A 23,882-nucleotide genomic window follows, 5' to 3' on the forward strand; every position below is an offset into this window, starting at 1 on the left:
GTTTGAGATTCTAGGGTTGCTGAGCAACATAGAATCTCCCACAGGAGGGTGGCGTGCAATCCGGCAATCAGTGATCTTCGAGCAGGTTGTGCAGTTCAACGAACTGCTGCGTCAGTTTGTGCCGTGGGTCGAGGTGGATCAGCGGGGTGCTGGCCTGGTGCGACTCGCGCATGCGCACCGAGCTGTTCAGATACACCGGCAGCACCGGCAAGCCCTCGGCAATCAACTCATCGAGAATCTGCTGCGGCAGACTGGCCCGGGCCTGGAACTGGTTGACCACGATGCCTTCGACTTCCAGGCCGTCGTTGTGGTCCTCCTTCAACTCTTCGATCTCCGCCAGCAGCCCGTACAGCGCCTGACGCGAGAAACTGTCGCAATCGAAGGGAATCAATACCCGATCGGCAGCGATCAGCGCCGACACCGCATAGAAGTTCAGCGCTGGCGGCGTATCGAGATAAATCCGGTCGTATTCGCCGTCCAGCTCATCCAGCAATTTGCGCAGCTTGTTGATCTTGTGCTTGGCCTCAAGCTTGGGCTGCAGATCGGCCAGTTCAGCGGTGGCGGTGATGATGTGCAGGTTGTCGAACGGGGTTTCGTAGATGTCGGCCTGGTTTTTCTTCGAAAACGGCCCGGATGACAGGGTCTGTTTGAAGAAGTCGGCAATGCCCATGGGGATGTCATCGCCAGTGAGCCCGGTCAGATACTGAGTGGAGTTGGCCTGGGCATCGAGGTCGACCAACAGCGTGCGATAGCCCTCGCTGGCACTCACCGCCGCCAGATTGCAGGCAATGCTGGATTTGCCCACACCACCTTTCTGATTGAACACCACGCGCCGCATGACAAAACCTCCGTGTATCAAAGAATGACCGAGTGTAGTTGCCTGTGCGTGCGCTTCGCTACCTTCAACGACGCGGACTACAGAGTCAGGTGCAAAAATCAGCGGGCACAGAGGGCAAAAACCTGCCGTGTGCGCTGACAGGTCCGACAGACAAATCCGACACGATCCGGATAATGGCCAAGTGACAGTTTTTCTGCGGACCACTCGGTACATTTTGCTGCGCAAAACGTAACCAACATTTGCTACACACTCGTCGCACCGGGATAATGCGCGCCACCCGGCGCCAAGCGCCACATCAGGTCAGCCGCGGCTTTGGCGACTCAAAGCGTCATAAAAAGCCCGCAGGGGCAGGATGAACATCCGTGATCAACTTCAACATCGCCCAATGGCGCGCGTGGGCCCCGGGGCTCGACAGCGTGGACGCGTGGCAGGCCTGGAGCCGACAACCGGTCGTACTCCCGGACAGCGATGCCGCGCCCGATGTGTCGTTTCTGCCCGCCATGCAGCGCCGGCGCCTCAGCCGTCTGGCGCGCATGGCGTTCAGTGTCGGCTGGCCACTGGCCGACGGACGGGAAAACCTGCCGCTGGTGTTTGTTTCACGACATGGCGAAACCCCGCGCACCTTCGAGATCCTCAGTGACCTGGCCAAGGACGAGCCGTTGTCGCCGACGCAGTTCAGCCTGTCGGTGCACAACGCGATCATCGGTCTGTGGTCGATCATGCGCGGCGAAACCAGCGAAATGACCGCCCTTGCGGCAGCGGGCGATGGCCTGGAACATGGCATTCTCGAAGCGGCCGCCCTGCTCGATGAAGGCGCTCCGGCGGTGCTGCTGATCATCACCGAAGAACAGCCGCCCCAAGCCTATTCGCAGTGGATCGACGACGTGCCGTTCCCTTATGCGGTCGGTTTGCTGCTCACCCCCGGTACCGGCTGGCGGCTGACCCTGAACAGCGGCCAGGAAGCAGTGTCCAAAGCGCACTGGCCACACGCACTGAACCTGTTGCGAACCCTGCTCGGTCAGCAAACCCATTGCCAACATGCCTGGAAAAATCGTGTATGGACCTGGCAACGCAACCCGTGACCGAGAAAAACCGCGACGCCTACTACTGGCGCCTCCTGGCCACTGCCGCAAGTTTCGCGCTGTTCGGGCTGGGCGGGTTGTGCTTGCGCCTGCTGGTGTTTCCGCTGCTCGGTTGCCTGCCCGGCGATGCCTTGAAACATCGTCAGCGCGCACGGCAGACTGTCAGTCGGCTGTTCTGGTTTTTCGTCCGTTTCATGGCCCGCACCGGTGTGCTGACGTACGACATTCAAGGGGCGGAACGTCTCGGTCGCCCGGGGCAAATGATCATCGCCAACCACCCATCGCTGATCGACGTGGTGTTCCTGATCGGCCTCGTGCGTCAAGCCAATTGCGTGGTGAAGAAAAGCCTGTGGGAAAACCCGTTCACTCGTGGCCCGCTGCGCCGCACCGAATACATCAGCAATGACGGCAGCATGGACATGCTCGACGCCGCCGCCGAGTCCCTGCAAAACGGCCAGACCCTGATCATTTTCCCCGAAGGCACGCGCACTCAGCCCGGTCAGGCGCCCGCCTTTCATCGGGGGGCGGCAGCGATTGCCCTGCGCGGTGCGAAAATCCTTACGCCAGTGGTCATCAAGGTCAATCCGACCACCTTGACCAAGGCCGAACCCTGGTATCGGATCCCCCACCGCCGCGTGCACTTCAGTTTTCGTGTCGGGGCCGATATAGACCCACAGACTTTCGCCACGCAAGGCCCCGCACCGCAGGCCTCGCGCAAGCTCAACGATTATTTGCACTCTTACTTCATTAAGGAGCTCGCCGAAGATGAGCGATCTGAATAACCCTGGCCTGGTGCGCGACATCAAACGGCTGATCATCGATGCCCTGGGCCTCGAAGACATCAGCGTCGACGATATCGGTGACGAACAGACGCTGTTCGGCGAAGGCTTGGGCCTGGATTCTGTCGACGCGCTGGAACTGGGTCTGGCGATCCAGAAAAAATACGGCATCAAGATCGACGCCGACGCCAAAGACACCCGTAACCACTTCACCAACGTGGCGAGCCTTGCGGCATTCGTCACGGCAAAACAGGCAGCTTGAGACCGGACCATGCAAACTCGTGACGACATTTTCAACACCCTGCGCGATGCCTTGGTCGAGCTGTTCGAACTGGATCCGGGGCGCATCAGCCTGGAGTCCAACCTGTATCAGGATCTGGAGATCGACAGCATCGACGCGGTCGATCTGATCGATCACATCAAACGCCAGACCGGCAAGAAAATCGCCGCCGAGGAATTCAAGTCGGTGCGCACCGTCGGTGACGTGGTCGAGGCGGTCTACCGTCTGGTTCAACCGGCCGCATGAGCCGATTGATCGGCCTCGGCCTGCTGCTGGCGGGGCTGCTGTACCCCTTTGCGGTGTATTTCGGCATGGAGCACTTCGCCCCGTGGCAGTTCGGGCTGCTGCTGGGTAGCCTGTGGCTGGCGCGCGCCCTGACTGGCGAGCGCAAGCCAGGCAGTCTGTGGATGGCCTGCGTGGCGATCGTGTTCTGCCTGCTGCTGGCGCTGTTTGACAGTCCGCTGCTGCTGCGCTGGTACCCGGTGCTGATCAGCGGCTTCATGCTGGTGCTGTTCAGCCTGAGTCTGAAATGGGGCCCGCCGATGGTCGAGCGCCTGGCACGACTGCGCGAGCCGCAACTGCCGCCCGAGGCGATCCGCTACACGCGTCAGGTCACCGTGGCCTGGAGCGTGTTTTTCTTCTGCAACGGTTTGTGCGCCGCGCTCCTGACCCTGTGGGCGCCGCTGCATTGGTGGATGTTGTACACCGGCCTGATCTCCTACGGATTGATCGGCCTGATGTTTGCCATTGAATGGCTGATACGACAACGGGTAAGAGGCCGTAAATGAACTGGATAAAACTTGAGCAACTGTTGCTCAAGGCCCTGCCGGGGCGAGCGATCACCGACACCCCGGCCCTCGACCATGCGCAACTGCGCGAGCAGGCGCTAAGCATTGCCGCCGGCCTGCAGGCACGCGGCGTGCAGCGCATGGCGCTGCACCTGGAAGATGCCGCCGACCTCGCCATCGCCCTGCTCGGGGCCTGGCGCGCCGGCGTCAGCGTCCTGTTGCCCGCGGACCTGCAAGCGCAGACCCGCCAGCGCTGGTCGAGCGAAGTCGATCTGTGGCTGAGCGATCACTCCGATGATTCACACCTGAGCGATCTGTTGCAGCCTGCCCTGCCCGGCGCAGAACTGGATCTCGACCAGTGCCGCCTGAGCCTGTGCACCTCTGGCTCCAGCGGTGAGCCCAAGCGCATCGACAAGACCCTGCGCCAACTGGCCAACGAGGTCGAAGCCCTGGAGCAGCTGTGGGGGGCGGATCTGGGTGAAGCCTGGATCATCGGCAGTGTCGCCACTCAGCACATCTACGGCTTGTTGTTCCGGGTGCTGTGGCCGCTGTGCGCGGGACGGCCGTTCGTGCGCAGGCAACTGGCGTTCCCGGAAGATCTGCAACGCGCCAGCCGCGAACATCCGGCCTTCGCCTGGGTCGGCAGCCCGGCGCTGCTCAAGCGCATGGGCGACAACCTCGACTGGCCGGCACTGAGTGTCGTGCGCCGGGTGTTTTCCTCCGGCGGCGCATTACCCGCAGACGCGGCGCAAAGCCTGCAGCAACGCTTGCAACAGTGGCCGACCGAAATCCTCGGCAGCTCGGAAACCGGCGGCATCGCCTGGCGCCAAGGCGCCAGCCTGTGGCAGCCCTTCGCCGGGGTTGAACTGAGCCAGGACAGCGACGGCGCCCTGCTGATCGCTTCCCCCTATTTGCCGGCGGGGCATGTCGAACACACCGCCGACGCTGCGTGCATCGCTGCCGACGGGCGTTTCGAACTGCTCGGGCGGCTGGACCGTATCGTCAAACTCGAAGAGAAGCGCATTTCCCTGCCGATGCTGGAACAGGCACTGGGCGCCCATGACTGGGTCGCCGAAGCACGGCTGGGCGTGGTTCAGGAAAACCGCGCAGTACTCGGCGCCCTGCTGGTGCTCAGCGACGCCGGCCTGTTTGCCTTGCGTGAACACGGCCGCCGCAGCCTGACCGAAGCCCTGCGTAAGCACCTGAGCCAGCATTGCGAAGCGCTGGCCTTGCCCCGGCGCTGGCGTCTGGTGCGGCAACTGCCGCTGAACAGCCAGGGCAAACTGCCCCAGGCCGACATCGAAGCACTGTTGCTGGCGCCACGGCCGAAAGCGCCAGAAGTGCTGGAGCAACTCGAAACCGACGGCGAGTGGAGCCTGCAATTGAGTGTTCCACCGGATCTGGCCTACTTCAGCGGCCACTTCCCCAAAGCCCCGGTGCTGCCCGGCGTGGTGCAGGTCGAATGGGCACTGAACCTCGGCCGACAACTGCTGAACCTGCCCGGCAAATTTGCCGGCATGGAAGTGCTGAAATTCCAGCAACTGGTGCGCCCTGGCGATGAAGTCCAACTGCATCTGCGTTTCGATCCCGAGCGCGGCAAGCTGTATTTCGCCTACCGCAATGACACCGCGACCTGCTCCAGCGGACGCCTTCTGCTAGGAGCCGCCGATGCATAACCTGTGGCGAGGGAGCTTGCTCCCGCTGGGCTGCGCAGCGGCCCCAAACCCGGTTCACGCAAAACTGCGAGCGAGTGCTGCGCACTCGAGCGGGAGCAAGCTCCCTCGCCACAGTGGGGATGTGTTCAATGCATAACCCTTGCGCCGTGATTCCGGTCTACAACCATGAAACCGCGATCGGCACCGTGGTCGACGCCCTGCTCGCCCAAGGCCTGCCGTGCATTCTGGTGGACGACGCCAGCACGCCGTCGTGCGCGCGCGTGCTGGATGCGCTGGCCGAGCGTGATCAGGTGCATCTGGTGCGCCTGACCCTCAATCAGGGCAAGGGCGGCGCGGTGATGACCGGCTTGCGCGAAGCGGCGCGTCTGGGCTTCACCCACGCCCTGCAAGTGGACGCCGACGGCCAGCACGACCTGCACGACGTCGCCCGTTTCGTCGCGGAATCCCGCGCCCACCCGGACGCCATGATCTGCGGTTATCCGCTGTTTGACGAGAGCGTGCCCAAGGGCCGCTTGTACGCGCGTTATCTGACTCATGTGATGGTCTGGATCAACACGCTGTCGCTGCAGATCCGCGATTCGATGTGCGGCTTTCGCGTCTACCCGCTGACTCCGACGCTGGCGCTGATCGACTCGGCACGGGTCGGCAAGCGCATGGATTTCGACTCCGACATCCTCGTGCGCCTGGCGTGGCGCAACCAGCCGATGCGCTGGCTGCAGACCAGCGTGCATTACCCGCTGGACGGCGTCTCGCACTTCCGCCTGTTCCACGACAACGCGCTGATTTCCAGCATGCACACCCGCTTGTTCTTCGGCATGCTGCTGCGCCTGCCCGTCATCCTCTGGCGCCGGTGGCGCACATGAGTGTCGAGACCGACAAGAAGCACTGGGCCGACCGCGAAGAGCGCGGCAGCTTCCTGCTGATGAAATTCACCGCGTTCGCCGCCAAGGTGCTTGGCCGACGCCTGCTCAGTCCGCTGCTGTACGGCATCGTCCTGTACTTCTTCCTGTTCGGCCGTACCGCGCGCAACAGTGCCTGGCAATACCAGCAACGGCTGGCTGACTGGAGCAGCCGCGGCGAATTGCGCCCGAGCTACTGGCGCGTGTTCCGCCAGTTCATGGCGTTCGCCGATTCGCTGCTCGACAAGCTCGACGTGTGGAACGGCAAGCTGCGCATCGAGCAGATCGAAATCATCGACCCGGCATTGCTGCGCAATCAGTTGCGCGGCAGTCGCGGGCAACTGCTGGTCGGCGCGCACTTGGGCAACCTCGAAGTGTGCCGCGCGCTGGCCGAGATCGGCGAAAAGGTCACCATGAACGTGTTGGTGCACACCAAGCACGCCGAGCAGTTCAACCGCTTGCTGGGTGAGGCCGGCGCGACCAATCTTCGCCTGATTCAGGTCAGCGAACTGGACCCGGTGATCATGCTGCAACTGCACGAACGCCTGGAGCGCGGTGAATGGCTGGCGATTGCCGGCGACCGCGTGCCGTTGCACGGCGGGCGCAGCGTCACCGTGGATTTTCTCGGCCACCCGGCAGCGTTTCCGCAAGGCCCGTGGTTGCTGGCCGGTTTGCTCAAATGCCCGGTCAACCTGCTGATGTGCCTGAAACAACCGGACGGTCACTATCGCCTGACCCTCGAACCGTTTGCCGAGAGCGTGGTGTGGACGCGCCGCGAGCGCGAGCAGGTCATTCATCAGTGGGCCACCCGCTACGCGCAGCGCCTGAGTCACTATTGCCTCGAAGCCCCGCACCAATGGTTCAACTTTTACCCTTTCTGGAAGACCGATGACGACGCCAACCCATGAGCCGGTAACCTTCGGCGAACGCCCTTTGCGCATCGAAGACGTGCTGGCCCTGGCCAACCGTCAGGCGCCCGTGCAGTTGCAGAGCGACGCCGCTTACCGTGAGCGCATCGCCAAAGGCGCACGGTTCCTCGATTCGCTGCTGGACAAGGAAGGCGTGATCTACGGCGTGACCACCGGTTACGGCGATTCCTGCGTGGTCGCGGTGCCGCTGCATCACGTCGAGGCACTGCCGCGTCATCTCTACACCTTCCACGGTTGCGGCCTCGGCAAACTGCTCGACGCCCAAGCCACCCGCGCGGTGCTGGCGGCGCGCTTGCAGTCGCTGTGCCACGGCGTGTCCGGGGTGCGCATCGAACTGTTGGAGCGTCTGCACGCCTTCCTTGAACACGACATCCTGCCGCTGATCCCCGAAGAAGGTTCGGTGGGTGCCAGCGGTGATCTGACGCCGCTGTCCTACGTCGCCGCGACCCTGTCCGGCGAGCGCGAAGTGTGGTTCCGTGGCGAGCGTCGCCAGGCTGCCGACGTGCATCGTGAACTCGGCTGGACGCCGCTGGTGCTGCGCCCGAAAGAAGCGCTGGCGTTGATGAACGGCACTGCGGTGATGACCGGCCTCGCCTGCCTCGCCTACGCCCGCGCCGACTATCTGCTGCAACTGGCCACGCGCATCACCGCGCTCAACGTGGTCGCGCTGCAAGGCAACCCGGAACACTTCGACGAGCGTCTGTTCGCCGCCAAGCCGCATCCGGGGCAGATGCAAGTCGCCGCGTGGCTGCGCAAGGATCTGGCGATCGACGCGCCGACCGCGCCGCTGCATCGCCTGCAGGATCGCTACTCGCTGCGCTGCGCCCCACACGTGCTCGGGGTACTGGCCGACAGCCTGAACTGGTTGCGTTCGTTCATCGAGACCGAACTCAACAGCGCCAACGACAACCCGATCATCGACGCCGAAGCCGAACGCGTGCTGCACGGCGGGCACTTCTACGGCGGGCACATTGCGTTCGCCATGGACAGCCTGAAAAATCTGGTGGCCAACGTTGCCGACCTGCTAGACCGACAACTCGCGTTGCTGGTCGACGAACGCTACAACCACGGCTTGCCGAGCAACCTGTCCGGTGCTCCGGCGGAGCGCGCCATGATCAACCACGGCTTCAAAGCCGTGCAGATCGGCACCAGCGCCTGGACCGCCGAAGCGCTGAAAAACACCATGCCGGCCAGCGTGTTCTCACGCTCCACCGAGTGCCACAACCAGGACAAGGTGAGCATGGGCACCATCGCCGCCCGTGACGCGATCCGCGTGCTGGAGCTGACCGAGCAGGTCGCCGCCGCCACGTTGCTCGCGGCCAATCAAGGCGTGTGGTTGCGCGGTCGTGATGAAGACGCGCGTGCGCTGCCACCTTCGCTGGCCGCCATGCACGAAGAGCTGGCCAAGGACTTCCCGCCGGTCATCGAAGACCGTGCACTCGAAGGCGAATTGCGCCTGTGTCTGCAACGTATCGCCGAGCAACACTGGAGGCTGCATGCGTAGCGCCGGAGTGCTGCACGCCGACACGGAAATTCTCGTGCCGTTTTTTGACGTCGACACTATGCACGTGGTCTGGCACGGGCATTACGTCAAATACCTGGAAGTGGCGCGCTGCGCGCTGCTCGACCAGATCGGCCACAACTACACGCAGATGTCCGAGTCCGGTTACGCGTGGCCGATCATCGACCTGCAACTGCGTTATGTGCGCGGCGCGGTGTTCGGCCAGCGCCTGAACGTGCGCGCCAGTCTGGTGGAGTGGGAGAACCGCTTGAAGATCAATTACCTGATCACCGACCTGCAGACCGGCGAGCGCCTGACCCGCGCCAGCTCGGTGCAGGTGGCGGTCGAGATCAGCAGCCGCGAGATGCAACTGGCCTCCCCCAAAGTGTTCACCGAAGCGGTGGAAAGGATGCTGCGATGAACCTGTTCTGCAAAGGCCTTGGCGCGCTGGCGCTGCTCGCCGTGTCGATGCTGGCCAACGCCTTCGACCTGCAACAGCTCAGCGAACAACTGGCGAAACCGGAAGTGATCCACGGCCAGTTCATTCAGGAAAAGCACCTGCGCGCGCTGCCTCAGCCGTTGCTCAGCAAGGGCAGCTTCGTCCTGGCGAAAAACCACGGTCTGCTCTGGCTGCTCAAGACCCCGTTGCAACAGGATTACCGCATCACCGCCAACGGCATCGCCCGTCGTGACGGCAACGCTTGGCAGTTGCTGCCGAACAAGAGCGCCGGGGCCGAACAGAACCGTTTGTTCCTCGCCGTGCTGCAAGGTGACAGCAGCGGCTTGCAGCGGGATTTCGAACTGGCCCTGAGCGGCGACGCACAGCAGTGGAAACTCACCCTGACCCCGCGTTCGGTGCTGCTCAAGCAAGTGTTCAATCAGATCAATATCAACGGTGGTGAGCTGGTACAGACCATCGAACTGCTGGAAACCCAGGGCGACAGCACCGTGCTGCGCATGCAGGACAGCACTGCAAACCAGCCGTTGAGCGAAGCGGAGCAACATGACTTTGCCGAGTGAACGCAGGCTGCCGTGGCTGTTCCTGATCCTGCTGCTGGCGGTTGTCGCGCTGGCCGGGTGGCAGTGGCGCGACGGTGCGCCGCTGTCGGCCAACCTCATGGAACTGGTGCCCGGGACCAACCCTGACGCCCTCGAACTGCGCGCCGAACAGCGCATGCAGGAGCCGCTCAATCGGGAAATGCTGGTGCTGGTAGGGCACGCCGATCGCCAGCAAGCGCTGGCCATGGCGCAAACCCTCGGCGAGCAATGGCAGGCCAGCGGTCTGTTCGAAAAGGTCCAGTGGAACCTGCAGGCGGATCTGCCGGCGCTGCGCACGCAACTGCTGCAAGGGCGACTGGCGATGCTCTCGGCGGATGACCGGCAACTGCTGACCGAGCATCCCGATGCGTTCATTCAGCAACGGGTGCAGGCGCTATTCGACCCGTTCAACGGTTTCACCCTGGTGCCGAGCCAGGACGACTGGCTGGGCCTCACCGGACGCATTCAGAACAGCCAGCCGAAACACGGCGCGGTGCAACTGGACATCGGCAGCGGCGCACTGGTCGCCGATGCCGACGGCAAGAGCTGGGTGCTGCTGCGCGCGCGCACCACCGGCAATGCCTTCGACATGAACCTGCCGCTGAAAGTCGCCGATCTGCTGCAGCACAGTCGCGAGCAAGCGGCGAAAGCCGACGTGCAACTGTTGGCCGCCAGCGGTCTGCTGTACGCCGCCAACGGTCAGCAGCAAGCCACCCGCGAAATGACCTGGGTCGGCGGCGGCGCCACCCTCGGTATTCTGCTGTTGCTGCTGTTGGCGTTTCGTCGCTGGCGGGTGCTGCTGGCGTTCGTGCCGGTGCTGGTGGGCATGCTGTTCGGCGCGGTGGCCTGCGTCGCGGTGTTCGGCCACATGCATGTGATGACGCTGGTGCTCGGCTCCAGCCTGATCGGCGTGGCGGTGGATTACCCGCTGCACTATCTGTCGAAAAGCTGGAGCCTCAAGCCGTGGCGCAGTTGGCCGGCGCTGCGCCTGACCCTGTCCGGGCTGACGCTGAGCCTGATCACCAGCGCCATCGGTTATCTGGCGCTGGCCTGGACGCCCTTTCCGGCGTTGACGCAAATCGCGGTGTTCTCCGCTGCCGGCTTGCTCGGCGCGTATCTGTCGGCGGTGTGCCTGCTGCCGGCCCTGCTGAAAAACGTTGAGCTGCAACCGGCGCAATGGCCGCTGCGCCTGGCCGAGCGCTTGGTGCAACTGCGCGAAAACCTGCTCGAACACGTACGCACCCCGGTGCTGCTGGCGCTGCTGATCGCGTTCTGCGCTGGCGGTCTGGTGCAGCTGCAAAGCAAAAACGACATTCGCCAATGGGTCGGCGCGCCACAACGCCTGACCGATGAGGCGCAGACCATCGCACGCATCACCGGCTATCAGCCGACCAGCCAGTTCTTTCTGGTGCGCGGGGCCAATCAGCAGGAGTTGCTGGAGCGTCAGGCCGCGCTGAGCGAACGCCTGCAGCAACTGGTCAACCTCGACAAACTGCAAGGCTATCTGGCGCTCGATCAGTTGCTCAGTCCGCCGAGCCAGCAACAGCAGGTTCGCGAAGCGCTGAGCAAACTGCCGCAACACTGGCAGCCATTGCTCGACCTCGGCGTGCCGCTCGCGGCGTTGCAAACCGAGTTGCAGCAGTTGCAGAGTCTGCCTGCCGAAGACATCGACGCGGCACTGGCCGGGCCGTTGGGCGAACCCTACCGCACGCTGTGGCTCGGCCCGACCGATGACGGCGTAGCGGCGATGACCAGCCTGCAGGGCCTGAACAATCCGTCCCTGCTGCGGGTGCAGGCGCTGGACTTGCCGGGGGTGATGCTGGTCGATCGGCTCGGTGAATTGAACAACGTGTTTGCCGCGACCCAGATCAGCGCCGCCGAACTGAAACTCGCCTCCTGCGTGTTGATCGTACTGGTGCTGATGGTGCCGTTCGGCTTCGGCGGCGCGTTGCGCATCGTCGCCCTGCCGCTGCTGGCGGCGCTGTGCAGCCTGGCCAGCCTCGGATGGCTCGGCCAGCCGCTGACCCTGTTCAGCCTGTTCGGCCTGCTGCTGGTGACGGCGATCAGCGTCGATTACGCGATCCTGATGCGTGAACAGGTTGGCGGTGCGGCGGTGAGTCTGCTGGGCACCCTGCTGGCGGCGCTGACGACTTGGCTGTCGTTCGGTCTGCTGGCCGTTTCCAGTACGCCGGCGGTGAGCAATTTTGGCCTGGCAGTGAGCCTCGGTCTGGCCTTCAGCTTCATTCTCGCGCCGTGGGCCGGACGTCACGTCCACCGCGCCGCCGTCGTGGAGCCGGCAGCGTGATGGTCGTCAGCTTCTGGCTGATGGCCCTGGCGTTGTTCGCTGTGGCCACCCGTGTCGGTCGACACTTCGGCCTGATCCCGATCGTCAGCCAGTTGCTGCTAGCCAGCTTCGGTTTGCCGCTGTTGATGTACTTCTGGATTGAGCCGGGCTGGCAACTCAGCGGCGCCGAACTGATTGCGCCAGGGTGGTTGAAAGACCTCTACAGCCTGAGTTTCGCGCTGTTGCTCGGGCACATTCTCAGTGATGTGATCGACCTGCGGCTGGACCGCCAGAGCGTGAAAATCGCCGTGCCGAGTTTCGCTGTGCCGTTCGCCTGCGGTCTGGCCGTCGCCTGCTGGCTGCTGCCGGCGCAACCGTGGCTGAACTCGCTGGCGATCGGGCTGGTGTTCGCAATCACCGCGATTCCGGTGCTGTACCTGTACCTGCGCCACATCGACTACCCGCCCGCCGCCACCCGGCGCCTGGTACAAACGGCAATCCTCATCGACCTGACCTGCTGGACGCTGTTCGGTCTCGCTCAGGGCAGCCTGCATTTGAGCAGCCTGTTGCTGCCACTCGGCTTGGCCTGCGTGCCAGTGCTGTTGCATCTGCTGCGCGTGCGTCGTCCGCTGACCTACAGCCTCGGCTTCTTCGCGCTGCTGGTGCTGGCCGAGCACTACAAACTCAACGCGCTGATTTTCGGCATCGGTTATCTGCTGTGCATGGCCTTGCTGAAAGTGCCGTTGGTGCTGCCATTGCCGGCGCGGTGGATGAGCCGTTTGCAGACGTGGATCGCGATCCCGCTGATCCTCACCTTCGGCATCGTGCAGATCGACGTGCACAGCGCCCTGGCCAGCCTTGGCGCGGTGCAATGGGCGGCGCTGCTGCTGTTGCCGATTGCCAGTAAACTGCTCGGCAACTGGCTAGGGCTGGGCTGGGCAGGTGCATCGTTCGAAGGCGCCAGCCGCTGGCGCGAAAGCGTGCTGCTGAATATTCGCGGACTGAGCGAAATCGTCTTTCTCAACCTGCTGCTGCAACAACAGCTGATCAGCACGGCGCTGTACTTCGCGCTGATGCTGATGGGCCTGATCGCGACGCTGTTGCCGGCCCTGATCGGCCTGCACCGCGCGCCTACGAAAACCAGCGCCACTGCGCCCGGGAGCTCACGTGCCAATCGTTGAAATGGAATCCCGCCAGGTCGTGATCATTGGCGCGGGCCCGTCCGGGGCCATTGCCGCCGCGTTGCTCAAGCGCCAGGGCCACGATGTGCTGGTGCTCGAGCGCCAGCATTTCCCGAGGTTTTCCATTGGTGAAAGCCTGCTCAGCCATTGCCTGGATTTCGTCGAAGAGGCCGGCATGCTCGATGCAGTCAATGCCGCCGGTTTCCAGCGCAAGACCGGTGCCGCCTTCGCCTGGGGCGAGCGCTACAGCGCCTTCGATTTCAGCGACACCTTCACCGCAGGCAAGCCGACCACGTTCCAGGTGCAGCGCGCCGACTTCGATAAGCTGCTGGCTGATCAGGCTGAATTGCAGGGTGCCGAATTCCGTTACGGCGATGCCATCGTCCGCGTCGATTTCGACCGGGCCAGACCGCAGCTTGACGTGCTGCGCGAAGACGGCAGCGAGTACCGCATCGAAGCGGACTTTGTGCTCGACGCCAGCGGTTACGGGCGCGTGCTATCGCGTTTGCTTGATCTGGAAGCGCCGTCGAATTTCCCGGTGCGCCAGGCAGTATTCACCCACGTTGAAGATCACATCGATAACCCGGCCTTCGACCGCGAGAAGATCCTCGTCACTACTCATCCCGAGCACCGCGACATCTGGTTCTGGACGATCCCGTTCAGCAACGGGCGCTGCTCGGTGGGCGTGGTGGCTGCTGCCGAGCACTTCAAGGGGCGCGACAGCGATCTGGATGCCTGCCTGCGCGGTTTCATCGGCGAAACGCCGAGCCTCGCCGCTGTATTGAACAACGCGGTGTGGGACACCCCGGCGCGTACCCTCGGCGGTTATGCGGCCAATGTGAAAACCCTGCACGGTCCGGGCTTCGCCCTGCTTGGCAACGCGGCGGAATTTCTCGACCCGGTGTTCTCCTCCGGCGTGACCATCGCCATGCGTTCGGCGAGCATGGCCGCCGCCGTCCTTCACCGGCAGTTGCAGGGGGAAATCGTCGATTGGCAGCGCGAGTTCGCCGAGCCGCTCAAACGTGGCGTCGACACCTTCCGCTGCTACGTCGAGGGCTGGTATGCCGGCACCTTTCAGGACGTGATTTTTTATCAAGACAGCCAGGCAGACATCCGCCGGATGATCTGCTCGATCCTCGCCGGTTACGCCTGGGATGAGCGCAACCCGTTCGTCAGCGAAGCGCGTCGCCGGTTGAAGATGATTTCCGAACTTTGTGCAAAGGACGCCCCATGAATTACTTGAGCGACAGCTACGTCGAGGAAACCCGCTTCGGTTTCTGGTTCCTGCGCAGCCACACCTGGCAGCACCATGTGCTGCGCGTGGCGATCAACGATTTACGCGGATTGTTCAGCGATTCGCTGCCGGCCAATCCGGTGCTGCTGGACGCTGGTTGCGGTCAGGGCAAATCGTTCCGCCACCTGCACCAGACCTTCGCCCCACAGCATCTGATCGGCGTCGACGCCGACCCGCACAGCCTGCAATTGAGCGCCGAAGAAGCGGCGCGGCAGGGCTTCGACGTCGAGCTGATCGGCAGCGACTGCGCGACGCTCAATGTGGCCGATGCCAGTGTTGACCTGCTGTTCTGCCACCAGACCTTTCATCATCTGGTCGAGCAGGAAAAAGCCCTCGCCGAGTTCTACCGCGTGCTCAAACCGGGTGGTTATCTGCTGTTCGCCGAGTCCACCGAGGCATACATTGATACTTGGGTGATCCGCTGGCTGTTCCGCCATCCGATGCAGGTGCAAAAGAGCGCGGCGCAGTACCTGGAGATGATTCGCCAGCAGGGTTTCGAGTTTGGCGAGCGCAATGTTTCGTACCCGTATTTGTGGTGGAGCCGGTCGAAGGATTTCGGACTGCTGGAACGGTTCGGATTGCGCCGGCCGAAGCCGTTTGGCGAGCGTGAGGAAACGTTGGTGAACGTTGTCGCCCGCAAGCCATTGCAGGAATCCATCTGATGTACCACTTTCGATCAGCACAGCTAAACCCCTGTGGGAGCTGGCTTGCCAGCGATAGCGGTGTGTCAGTTAACCAAAATGCTGGATGTGCCGCCGCCATCGCTGGCAAGCCAGCTCCCACAAGGTTTGCGGTATGGCTGATTTTGGTGGCATTTGCTTTGCTGAGTGGTTGCGCCAGCCAGGCCCCGCTGCCCGCGAGCGACCCGACGCTGCCGTTACCGCTGCAACTGCACATCGAGCGCCAACAGGCCGATCAGCGTCAGGACTGGCTGTTGGTGATCCAGCGCGAAGGCCCCGGCATCCGCTGGTCGATGATGGATCCGCTGGGCATTCCCCAGGCCCGTCAGCAACTGATCGACGGGCGCTGGCAGGCCGACGGGCTGCTGCCGCCCAATCCCGAAGCCCGGGAGCTGTTTGCCGCGCTGCTGTTCGCCCTGACCCCGTCCGGCGAACTGGCGCGCACTTACCCCACCGCGCAGCAGCAGGGCGAGCAACGCACGCTGGCGCGGCGCTGGACGATCCGTTATGCACAACCGTTGAGTTTCCAATTGAATCTGCCCCAAGGCCCGCACTATCGGGTTTCTCCTCTCGGTGAGCCGACGCCATGACTGCCTACCTCAATGCCCTCGGCGTGATCTGCGCGCTGGGCCGCGACAAGCAACAGGTCGCGCAGAACCTGTTTGCCGGTGACTGCTCGGGCATGCGCCGCGAGTCCGGCTGGGTTGCCGAGCGTGAATTGCCCGTGGCGGCGGTGCATGGTGAGCTGGCGCCTGTTCCGGCCGAACTGACCGACCAGCGCAGCCGCAACAATCAAATGCTGCTGGAAGCCGCGCTGCAGATTCGCGAGGACATCGACCGGGCCATCCAGACGTATGGTCGCGAGCGCATCGGCGTGGTGCTCGGCACCAGCACCTCGGGGATCGACGAGGCCAGCCGCGGGCTGGCGCACTACCTTCGCGAGCAGCAGTTCCCTACCGAGTACGACTATCGGCAACAGGAACTCGGCGCGCCGGCGAACTTTCTCGCCGATTGGCTGCAGCTCAGCGGCCCGGCCTACGTGATTTCCACCGCCTGCACGTCCAGTGCGCGGGCGTTGATGAGCGCACAGCGCCTGCTTGATCTGGGCCTGTGCGACGCGGTGCTGTGCGGCGGGGTCGACAGCCTGTGCAAACTGACGCTCAACGGTTTCAGCGCGCTGGAAGCGGTGTCCGACCAGCGCTGCAATCCGTTCTCGGCCAACCGTAACGGCATCAACATCGGCGAAGCGGCGGTGCTGTTTCTGATGAGCCAGCAGCGCAGCGACGGCCCGGTCATTGCCCTGCTCGGCAGCGGCGCCAGCTCCGACGCGCACCATATTTCCGCGCCGGAACCGAGCGGTCGCGGCGCCCTGCAAGCCATGCAGAAAGCCTTGAGCCGCGCACAGTTGCAAGCGGCGCACATCAGCTACCTGAACCTGCATGGCACCGCGACCCAGCACAACGATGCAATGGAAAGTCTGGCAGTCGCCACGCTGTTTCCCGACGGCGTGGCCTGCTCGTCGACCAAGCCGATGACCGGTCACACCCTCGGCGCGGCCGGTGCGCTGGAAGCAGCGTTCTGCTGGCTGAGCCTGAGCGCCGACAACCCGCAACAAGCCTTGCCGCCACACGTCTGGGACGCCCAGCCCGACCCCGACTTGCCGGCGCTGAAGTGGGTGACCGCGAGCGAACGCCTGTCGTCCATTGCACCCCGCTACCTGATGAGCAATTCGTTTGCCTTCGGCGGCAACAACGTCAGCCTGATTATCGGAGACGCTCCATGAATGACTGGCCGCTCGCCGAACTGCTGCCCCACGCTGGCGACATGATCCTGATCGACCGCATCCTCAGCTTCGACGAAGAGCAGATCCACACCCGCCTCACCGTCAAGCCCGACGGTTTGTTCAACCTGCCAGACGGCAGCCTGCCGGCGTGGGTCGGCATCGAGTTGATGGCGCAAAGCGTAGCCGCCTTCGCCGGTTGCCACGCACGGCAGAAGGGCAACCCGGTCGCGCTGGGTTTCCTCCTCGGGACACGTAAATTCGAGTGCAACGTCGAGGCGTTTCCGGCCGGCAGCGAACTGACCATCCACGGCATCCGTTCGCTGGAAGACGACAACGGCATGGGTGTTTTCGAATGCCACATCAACGCCCCCGGCATCGAGGCCAGCGCACGTTTGAACGTGTTCCGCCCGCCGCAGCCCAGCCAATATCTTGAACAAACCAGGGAGTCGAACGATGACTGAATCCGTACTGGTCACCGGCTCCAGCCGTGGTATCGGCCGCGCCATTGCCTTGCGTCTGGCACAGGCCGGGCACGACATCGTCCTGCATTGCCGCAGCGGCGTTGCCGAAGCGCAAGCGGTGCAGGCCGAGATCGAAGCGCTGGGCCGTCACGCGCGCATCCTGCAATTCGACGTCGCCGACCGCGAAGCCTGCAAAACCATCCTTGAAGCTGACGTCGAAACCCACGGCGCTTATTACGGCGTGGTGCTTAACGCCGGCCTGACCCGCGATGGCGCTTTTCCGGCGTTGAGCGATGACGATTGGGACGTGGTGCTGCGCACAAACCTCGACGGTTTCTACAACGTCCTGCACCCGGTGATGATGCCGATGATCCGTCGTCGCGCCGCCGGTCGGATCGTCTGCATCACCTCGGTGTCGGGTTTGATCGGCAACCGGGGCCAGGTCAACTACAGCGCCTCCAAGGCCGGAGTGATCGGCGCTGCGAAGGCGTTGGCGATCGAACTGGGCAAGCGCAAAATCACCGTTAACTGCGTCGCGCCGGGCCTGATCGACACAGCGATGCTGGATGAAAACGTGCCGGTGGAAGAGCTGATGAAAATGATCCCCGCACAACGCATGGGCACCCCGCAAGAGGTTGCCAGTGCAGTGAATTTCCTGATGTCGGCGGAAGCCGCGTACATCACTCGTCAGGTTTTGGCGGTCAACGGAGGCCTGTGCTGATGAAGCGCGTCGTCGTCACCGGCATGGCCGGCATCACCTCGCTTGGCAGCGACTGGCAGACCATCGCCGGCAACTTCGCGGCCAACCGCAGCGGCATCCGCCGCATGCACGAGTGGGACCGCTTCGGCGAACTCAACACCCGTCTGGCCGGGCCGATCGATGATTTTGTCGTGCCGCCGCACTGGACCCGCAAGCAACTGCGCAGCATGGGCCGGGTCTCGCGGCTGGCCGTAGGCGCGGCGGAACAGGCGCTGGCTGACGCCGGCCTGCTCGGTGACGAATCGATCAAGGACGGGCGCATGGGTGTGGCGTGTGGTTCGTCCACCGGCAGCACCGACGAGATCAAGGCCTTCGGCAACATGCTGCTCAACTCGGTGGCCGAAGGCCTCAACGCCAACTCCTACGTGCGGATGATGCCGCACACCACCGCGGCCAACATCAGCATTTTCTTCGGCCTCACTGGACGCCTGATCCCGACGTCCAGCGCCTGCACCAGCGGCAGTCAGGGCATTGGCTACGCGTATGAAGCGATCAAGTTCGGACGGCTGCCGCTGATGCTCGCCGGCGGCGCCGAAGAGCTGTGCCCGACCGAAGCGATGGTGTTCGACGCGCTCTACGCCACCAGCCTGAAAAACGACGCGCCACAGACCAGCCCACGTCCGTATGACAAGGGCCGCGACGGTCTGGTGATCGGCGAAGGCGGCGGCATGCTGGTGCTCGAAGAGCTGGAGCATGCGCTGGCTCGCGGTGCGCGGATCCACGCCGAGATCGTCGGCTTCGGCAGCAACGCCGACGGCCAGCACACCACGCGCCCGGAACAGGTCACCATGCGCCGCGCCATGGAGCTGGCGCTGGAAGACGCCGGGCTGACGCCGGACGCCATCGGTTATGTCAATGGTCACGGCACCGCTACAGAACAGGGCGACATTGCCGAAACACTGGCAACCAGCAGTCTGTTCGGCGAACACATGCCGATCAGCTCGCAGAAGAGTTTCCTCGGCCACACGCTGGGGGCCTGCGGGGCGCTGGAGTCATGGTTCAGCATCGAGATGATGAATCGCGACCTGTTTGTGCACACGCTCAACCTCGACGAGGTCGACCCGCACTGCGGCAAGCTCGATTACCTGCGCGGCGAATTCCGCCAGATGCATCACGACTACGTGATGAACAACAATTTCGCTTTTGGTGGCGTCAACACCTCGCTGATTTTCCGCCGCTGGCACTGACCGCAACACGTTTGGAGTGAAGGGAATGACTCAGTTTCACCGCATCGCCGCCCTGCTGGCCCTGGCCTTGGCCTTGGTGCTCGGCGGTTGCACCAGCAAACCGGTTTACAACGCCAAGGAAGAATTTTCACCCAACCTCGGTTTCACCCAGGCGCAGATGAGCCGCGCCATCGTCACCGCGCTCAACGACCGCCAGTGGGTGGTGCAGTCGGTTCGCCCGGGCATGATCAAAGCGGCGATCACGGTACGCGGCCGCCACCACGCCGAGGTCGACATCCCGTTCAGCCCGACCTCGTTTGAAATCGACTACCGCAGCAGCTACGGCCTCGACGCCAAGGACGGCAAGATCCACGGCAACTACAACCGCTGGGTCAACCGCCTGCGCGACAACGTGCTCAAGGAGTTGTCGATCAACCCGGACATCGAGTTCGTCAACGACCTGGGCATCGTCAAGCAAGGCGCCGACGAGCCGACCTACCTGAGCTTTCGCGAGGGCGTCAAACGCGCCACCGACGCCGGTCTGCTGGACGGCAGCGTGAAGTTCTACCTGGCGGGCGAAACCCTGCCCAAGCAAGTGCGCAAACTCGACACCGTGAGCAGCAGCCGCAAAACCAACGGCTCGAACAAATCCGACACCGACGCCTGCTTCTGGGCGCTGCAATCAGCCCTCGCCACCCTGCAGAACGCCGCGAAAAAAGCCGACGCCAACGCGGTGATCAACATCGCCAGCGTCGACCAGCGCGACCTGTACAAGGACACCGAGAAATTCCAGTGCCGCGCCGGCCTGGTGGTGTCGAGCGTGGCGTTGCGTGGGGATTTGGCACACGTTGATTGATTGACAGTAGAAACGACAAAGGGCGCCTTGCGGCGCCCTTTGCTATTCAGTTCAGCTCAAGTGCTGGCATGTAACTTCAAGCCCAACGCCTTCACCACTTTCAGAATCGTTCCAAACTCAGGATTTCCTTCACCTGACAGTGCACGGTAGAGACTTTCTCGAGACAGCCCGGCGTCACGTGCGACTTGGGTCATGCCTCGCGCTCTCGCAATGGTGCCCAGTGCCTTGGCGATAAAGGCAGGATCATCTCCAGCCTCCTCCATGCAGGCATCCAGATAATTGGCCATGTCCTCTTCTGTCTTGAGGTACTCGGCTGAGTCCCAACGAGTGAATTGTTCGGTCATGGGTTTTGCTCCTGCCAAGACTCCGCGATGAGCCTGGCTTGCTTGATATCTCGGGGTTGGCTGCTCTTGTCTCCACCACAAAGGAGGATGACCACTTGCCGACCTTGTTGCATGAAATAGACTCGATATCCGGGGCCATAGTCAATTCTGACTTCGCTGAGCCCCTCACCGACGGCTTTGACATCACCAAAATTCCCATCGGCCATACGATCAATGCGCACCTGAATACGCATCCTGGCGCGGCTGTCAGCCAGCTTCAAAAGCCAGCTGGAGAATGTTGAACTTCGAATGATCTCAGGCATGATCGAGAGTGTAGCCCTTGAGCTACACATGTACCAGACGGTTTTTTCTGCACCGACGTACGGTGTCTACACTCCATAAATCGTTGAATGCTGACTCGCAAAGTCAAGGAGATGACCATGCAAGTGAAAGCCCTGATCGCCGCCGCACTCCTCGGGTTATTGCCCAGCGCCAGCCACGCCACCAATCTGATGTACATGCCGTTCGAAACTGTGCTCTCGGATGCGATTCGCGCCGGGCGGCTGGATGGCAGTGTGAAGTTTTATCTGGTCGGCAACGGGCCTCAGGGAACTCAGCGGTTGTTGCAGCGCGGTGTGGTCAGCGACTTGAAGACCAACGGTTTCAACAAGAGCGATCACGACTCCTGCGAATGGGTGCTGCAGTCGAACCTGATCAAGTTGCAGGCCGACGCCAAGCGGGTCGGGGCGAATGCGGTGGTCAATATCGTCAGTTATTACGACCAGCATGTGCGCAAGGATTTGAATACTTATGAGTGCCGGGCCGGGGTGTTTGTGACGCGGGTGGCGTTGAAGGGGGATCTGGTGCGGTTGCCCTGAGGGGCGTTGATGTTTAAGTTGACGCCTTCGCGAGCAGGCTCGCTCCCACCTTGGAAGGCGTTTCCCTGTGGGAGCGAGCCTGCTCGCGATTTGATTGCGCAGCAATCAAGCGTTTGAAGGTTCGACTTTACGCGTCAGCAGTTCGACAAACGCCTTGGCCATCGGCGATTTCTGATCCTTGCGCTGCACCAGCCACACCGCCGACACCGCCTCCGGATCGAGCAGAGGTCGATAGACCACGCCGTCGATGCGCATCCGCTGGTAGGACGCCGGCAATACCGAAACCCCCAGCCCCGCTGCGACCAATCCGATGATGGTCATCGCCTCACCGGCCTCCTGGGCGAAATGCGGGCTGAACCCGGCATCGCGGGCCAGACTGAGCAGTTGCGCATACAGCCCGCTGCCGTAGCTGCGAGGAAAGAACACGAACGGCTCCAGCGCCAGCGCCGAGAGGAACAGCCCTTCCTCGCTGCCTTGCGCCAACGGATGTTTGGAGCCGAGCACCGCCACCAGCGGCTCACGCATCAGCTCAACCACGCTCAGCGAATCCGGCAAACCCAGCGGACGCATGATGCCGACTTCGATCGACTCATCCACCAGCGCGTCCGCGACCATGGTGCTGCTCATCTCCCGCAGGTTCAGGTGCACTGCCGGGAAACGCTGGCGAAACGAAAAAATCGCCTGTGGAATGGTTGAGTTGAACGGCGCTGACGAGGTGAAGCCAATTTTCAATTCGCCCAGTTCACCGAGTTGCGCACGCCGGGCGACGTCTGCCGCTTTGTCGACCTGCGCCAGCACCAGCCGCGCCTCCTCCAGAAACAATCGGCCGGCCTCGCTCAGCTCGACCCGACGATTGGTGCGCTCGAACAACCGCGCGCCGACCTCTTGCTCCAACGCCTGAATCTGCTGACTCAGCGGTGGCTGAGAGATCCCCAGCACCTGTGCGGCGCGGCCGAAATGCAATTCTTCGGCGACGGCGATGAAGTAGCGCAGATGACGCAATTCCATGGACACCCCATTAGGTCGTTAAAGCTATCAAACAGGTCGAACAATATATTGGATAGAAACATTAGCCAGCTATATGATTTTTTCATTGCCTGCCTGGCCGTGCCCTCCGAGGTCTGATGTGAAAACCGCCGCCGCCCCTCTTGCCCATGAAGTTCCGCCTGCCGCGGCGGACGATGTCATCGCCGAGCTGCAAGAGATCTACATCGAAAAAGGCACGCCGATGTTCATGCGCACGGTGCTCGCGCTGTTCAGCGGTGGCTTCGCGACCTTCGCTTTGCTGTATTGCGTGCAGCCGATGATGCCGCTGCTGTCTCACGAGTATTCGATCAACGCCGCGCAGAGCAGCCTGATTCTGTCGGTGGCGACCGGCATGCTGGCCTTCGGTCTGCTGATCACCGGGCCGATCTCTGACCGCATCGGTCGCAAACCGGTGATGGTCGCGGCACTGTTCGCCGCCGCGCTGTGCACCATTGCCAGTTCGATGATGCCGAGCTGGCACGGCGTGCTGATCATGCGCGCACTGATAGGCCTGTCGTTGAGCGGCCTGGCGGCGGTGGCGATGACCTACCTGAGCGAAGAGATCCACCCGCAACACATCGGCCTGGCGATGGGCCTGTACATCGGCGGCAACGCGATTGGCGGGATGAGCGGACGATTGATCACCGGAGTGTTGATCGACTTCGTCAGCTGGCACACGGCGATGTTGGTGATCGGTGGCCTGGCGCTGGTCGCGGCGGCAGTGTTCTGGAAGATCCTCCCAGAATCGCGCAACTTCCGCTCACGCTCGCTGCATCCGCGCAGCCTGCTCGACGGCTTCACCATGCACTTTCGCGACGCCGGCCTGCCGCTGCTGTTTCTTGAAGCGTTTGTGCTGATGGGCGCGTTCGTCACTCTGTTCAACTACATCGGCTATCGCCTGCTGGCCGCTCCGTACAACCTCGATCAGGTGTTCGTCGGCTTGCTGTCGGTGGTGTACCTGTCGGGCATCTACAGTTCGGCCAAAATCGGTTCGCTGGCGGACAAACTGGGACGGCGTAAAGTGCTGTGGGCGACCATCGCGCTGATGTTCGCCGGCCTTGCGCTCACGATGTTCACACCGCTGTTGCTGGTGATCGTCGGCATGCTGATCTTCACGTTCGGCTTCTTCGGCGCGCACTCGGTGGCGAGCAGCTGGATCGGCCGGCGCGCGACCAAGGCCAAGGGTCAGGCGTCGTCGTTGTACCTGTTCAGTTATTACGCCGGCTCCAGCATTGCCGGTACGGCGGGTGGGGTGTTCTGGCATCTGGGCGGCTGGAACGGGATTGGCTTGTTCATTGGTGCGCTGTTGCTGGTGGCGCTGCTGGTGGCGTTGAAACTGGCCAAGTTGCCGCCGTTGGTTTGTGGCGAAAAGGTTTAGCT

Annotated in this window: 27 protein-coding genes; 23 read left to right on the top strand and 4 right to left on the bottom strand. The window is 62.9% G+C overall.

Annotation, left to right across the window (positions count from 1 at the left end; genetic code table 11):
• Nucleotides 1–67: 67 nt before the first annotated feature.
• A complete protein-coding gene (locus tag B1722_RS18595; protein WP_041074859.1) occupies nucleotides 68–838 on the bottom strand; it encodes a ParA family protein in 771 nt (256 codons plus the stop codon).
• A gap of 362 nt (nucleotides 839–1,200) precedes the next feature.
• Here B1722_RS18595 and B1722_RS18600 point away from each other — a divergent pair, with 362 nt between their 5' ends.
• The 21 genes from B1722_RS18600 (at nucleotide 1,201) to B1722_RS18700 (ending at nucleotide 20,275) form a co-directional block, all read left to right on the top strand.
• The gene (locus B1722_RS18600) at nucleotides 1,201–1,920 is read left to right on the top strand and encodes a beta-ketoacyl synthase chain length factor (protein WP_047290917.1); all 720 of its coding nucleotides are present in this window, start codon (nucleotides 1,201–1,203) and stop codon (nucleotides 1,918–1,920) included.
• Nucleotides 1,896–2,702: a 1-acyl-sn-glycerol-3-phosphate acyltransferase gene (locus tag B1722_RS18605; RefSeq protein WP_041074863.1), complete on the top strand. Its 807-nt coding sequence runs from the start codon at nucleotides 1,896–1,898 to the stop codon at nucleotides 2,700–2,702. The genes B1722_RS18600 and B1722_RS18605 overlap by 25 nt, the downstream gene beginning before the upstream one ends.
• The gene (locus B1722_RS18610) at nucleotides 2,686–2,961 is read left to right on the top strand and encodes a phosphopantetheine-binding protein (RefSeq protein ID WP_041074865.1); all 276 of its coding nucleotides are present in this window, start codon (nucleotides 2,686–2,688) and stop codon (nucleotides 2,959–2,961) included. The genes B1722_RS18605 and B1722_RS18610 overlap by 17 nt, the downstream gene beginning before the upstream one ends.
• A gap of 9 nt (nucleotides 2,962–2,970) precedes the next feature.
• Nucleotides 2,971–3,225, top strand: coding sequence for an acyl carrier protein (locus B1722_RS18615; RefSeq protein WP_041074867.1), 255 nt, complete (start codon nucleotides 2,971–2,973; stop codon nucleotides 3,223–3,225).
• Nucleotides 3,222–3,767 (top strand): hypothetical protein, encoded by a 546-nt coding sequence (locus B1722_RS18620; RefSeq protein ID WP_086793854.1) that lies wholly within the window; start codon nucleotides 3,222–3,224, stop codon nucleotides 3,765–3,767. Before B1722_RS18615 ends, B1722_RS18620 begins: the two co-directional genes overlap by 4 nt.
• Entirely contained in the window at nucleotides 3,764–5,443 is a 1,680-nt protein-coding gene (locus tag B1722_RS18625; RefSeq protein ID WP_086793856.1) for an acyl-CoA synthetase family protein, read from the top strand. The genes B1722_RS18620 and B1722_RS18625 overlap by 4 nt, the downstream gene beginning before the upstream one ends.
• A gap of 128 nt (nucleotides 5,444–5,571) precedes the next feature.
• Nucleotides 5,572–6,306 (top strand): glycosyltransferase family 2 protein, encoded by a 735-nt coding sequence (locus tag B1722_RS18630; protein WP_041074871.1) that lies wholly within the window; start codon nucleotides 5,572–5,574, stop codon nucleotides 6,304–6,306.
• On the top strand, nucleotides 6,303–7,250 hold the full coding sequence (locus B1722_RS18635) for a glycosyl transferase (RefSeq protein ID WP_086793858.1): 948 nt from the start codon (nucleotides 6,303–6,305) through the stop codon (nucleotides 7,248–7,250). Before B1722_RS18630 ends, B1722_RS18635 begins: the two co-directional genes overlap by 4 nt.
• Complete coding sequence (gene hutH, locus B1722_RS18640; protein WP_086793860.1) at nucleotides 7,231–8,775, top strand: histidine ammonia-lyase; 1,545 nt, start codon at nucleotides 7,231–7,233, stop codon at nucleotides 8,773–8,775. Before B1722_RS18635 ends, hutH begins: the two co-directional genes overlap by 20 nt.
• Nucleotides 8,768–9,193 (top strand): thioesterase family protein, encoded by a 426-nt coding sequence (locus B1722_RS18645; RefSeq protein ID WP_041074875.1) that lies wholly within the window; start codon nucleotides 8,768–8,770, stop codon nucleotides 9,191–9,193. The genes hutH and B1722_RS18645 overlap by 8 nt, the downstream gene beginning before the upstream one ends.
• Nucleotides 9,190–9,792, top strand: coding sequence for an outer membrane lipoprotein carrier protein LolA (locus B1722_RS18650; protein ID WP_086793862.1), 603 nt, complete (start codon nucleotides 9,190–9,192; stop codon nucleotides 9,790–9,792). The genes B1722_RS18645 and B1722_RS18650 overlap by 4 nt, the downstream gene beginning before the upstream one ends.
• The gene (locus B1722_RS18655; protein ID WP_086793864.1) at nucleotides 9,776–12,115 is read left to right on the top strand and encodes an MMPL family transporter; all 2,340 of its coding nucleotides are present in this window, start codon (nucleotides 9,776–9,778) and stop codon (nucleotides 12,113–12,115) included. The genes B1722_RS18650 and B1722_RS18655 overlap by 17 nt, the downstream gene beginning before the upstream one ends.
• Nucleotides 12,112–13,275, top strand: coding sequence for a sodium:proton antiporter (locus tag B1722_RS18660; protein WP_086793866.1), 1,164 nt, complete (start codon nucleotides 12,112–12,114; stop codon nucleotides 13,273–13,275). The genes B1722_RS18655 and B1722_RS18660 overlap by 4 nt, the downstream gene beginning before the upstream one ends.
• The gene (locus B1722_RS18665; RefSeq protein WP_086793868.1) at nucleotides 13,262–14,509 is read left to right on the top strand and encodes an NAD(P)/FAD-dependent oxidoreductase; all 1,248 of its coding nucleotides are present in this window, start codon (nucleotides 13,262–13,264) and stop codon (nucleotides 14,507–14,509) included. The genes B1722_RS18660 and B1722_RS18665 overlap by 14 nt, the downstream gene beginning before the upstream one ends.
• Nucleotides 14,506–15,231: a class I SAM-dependent methyltransferase gene (locus tag B1722_RS18670; RefSeq protein ID WP_041074885.1), complete on the top strand. Its 726-nt coding sequence runs from the start codon at nucleotides 14,506–14,508 to the stop codon at nucleotides 15,229–15,231. The genes B1722_RS18665 and B1722_RS18670 overlap by 4 nt, the downstream gene beginning before the upstream one ends.
• Entirely contained in the window at nucleotides 15,231–15,839 is a 609-nt protein-coding gene (locus tag B1722_RS18675; protein WP_174377217.1) for a hypothetical protein, read from the top strand. Before B1722_RS18670 ends, B1722_RS18675 begins: the two co-directional genes overlap by 1 nt.
• Nucleotides 15,836–17,032: a beta-ketoacyl-[acyl-carrier-protein] synthase family protein gene (locus B1722_RS18680; protein WP_086793869.1), complete on the top strand. Its 1,197-nt coding sequence runs from the start codon at nucleotides 15,836–15,838 to the stop codon at nucleotides 17,030–17,032. Before B1722_RS18675 ends, B1722_RS18680 begins: the two co-directional genes overlap by 4 nt.
• The gene (locus B1722_RS18685; RefSeq protein WP_041074889.1) at nucleotides 17,029–17,493 is read left to right on the top strand and encodes a hotdog family protein; all 465 of its coding nucleotides are present in this window, start codon (nucleotides 17,029–17,031) and stop codon (nucleotides 17,491–17,493) included. Before B1722_RS18680 ends, B1722_RS18685 begins: the two co-directional genes overlap by 4 nt.
• Nucleotides 17,486–18,214: a 3-oxoacyl-ACP reductase FabG gene (gene fabG / locus B1722_RS18690; protein WP_086793872.1), complete on the top strand. Its 729-nt coding sequence runs from the start codon at nucleotides 17,486–17,488 to the stop codon at nucleotides 18,212–18,214. Before B1722_RS18685 ends, fabG begins: the two co-directional genes overlap by 8 nt.
• On the top strand, nucleotides 18,214–19,440 hold the full coding sequence (locus B1722_RS18695) for a beta-ketoacyl-ACP synthase (RefSeq protein WP_086793874.1): 1,227 nt from the start codon (nucleotides 18,214–18,216) through the stop codon (nucleotides 19,438–19,440). The genes fabG and B1722_RS18695 overlap by 1 nt, the downstream gene beginning before the upstream one ends.
• Before the next feature lie 25 nt (nucleotides 19,441–19,465).
• Nucleotides 19,466–20,275 (top strand): hypothetical protein, encoded by an 810-nt coding sequence (locus B1722_RS18700; protein WP_041074895.1) that lies wholly within the window; start codon nucleotides 19,466–19,468, stop codon nucleotides 20,273–20,275.
• A 56-nt stretch (nucleotides 20,276–20,331) separates the two neighbouring features.
• On the opposite strand, the gene B1722_RS18705 is transcribed toward B1722_RS18700, so the two are convergent.
• Together B1722_RS18705 and B1722_RS18710 are read right to left on the bottom strand one after the other, a co-directional pair.
• Complete coding sequence (locus B1722_RS18705) at nucleotides 20,332–20,619, bottom strand: addiction module antidote protein (RefSeq protein WP_007943750.1); 288 nt, start codon at nucleotides 20,617–20,619, stop codon at nucleotides 20,332–20,334.
• Nucleotides 20,616–20,921: a type II toxin-antitoxin system RelE/ParE family toxin gene (locus tag B1722_RS18710; protein ID WP_041074898.1), complete on the bottom strand. Its 306-nt coding sequence runs from the start codon at nucleotides 20,919–20,921 to the stop codon at nucleotides 20,616–20,618. The genes B1722_RS18705 and B1722_RS18710 overlap by 4 nt, the downstream gene beginning before the upstream one ends.
• A 117-nt stretch (nucleotides 20,922–21,038) precedes the next feature.
• On the opposite strand from B1722_RS18710, the gene B1722_RS18715 reads away from it, so the two are divergent.
• Nucleotides 21,039–21,476 (top strand): excinuclease, encoded by a 438-nt coding sequence (locus B1722_RS18715; RefSeq protein WP_086793876.1) that lies wholly within the window; start codon nucleotides 21,039–21,041, stop codon nucleotides 21,474–21,476.
• A 105-nt stretch (nucleotides 21,477–21,581) separates the two neighbouring features.
• On the opposite strand, the gene B1722_RS18720 is transcribed toward B1722_RS18715, so the two are convergent.
• Nucleotides 21,582–22,484, bottom strand: a complete 903-nt coding sequence (locus tag B1722_RS18720) for a LysR family transcriptional regulator (RefSeq protein ID WP_041074902.1) — start codon at nucleotides 22,482–22,484, stop codon at nucleotides 21,582–21,584.
• Nucleotides 22,485–22,602: 118 nt separating this feature from the next.
• On the opposite strand from B1722_RS18720, the gene B1722_RS18725 reads away from it, so the two are divergent.
• Nucleotides 22,603–23,880: an MFS transporter gene (locus B1722_RS18725; RefSeq protein WP_086793878.1), complete on the top strand. Its 1,278-nt coding sequence runs from the start codon at nucleotides 22,603–22,605 to the stop codon at nucleotides 23,878–23,880.
• The last annotated feature ends 2 nt before the right edge of the window (nucleotides 23,881–23,882 follow it).

Source organism: Pseudomonas sp. SCPG-7, from assembly GCF_002156405.1.
GTDB classification, from domain to species: domain Bacteria; phylum Pseudomonadota; class Gammaproteobacteria; order Pseudomonadales; family Pseudomonadaceae; genus Aquipseudomonas; species Aquipseudomonas parakoreensis.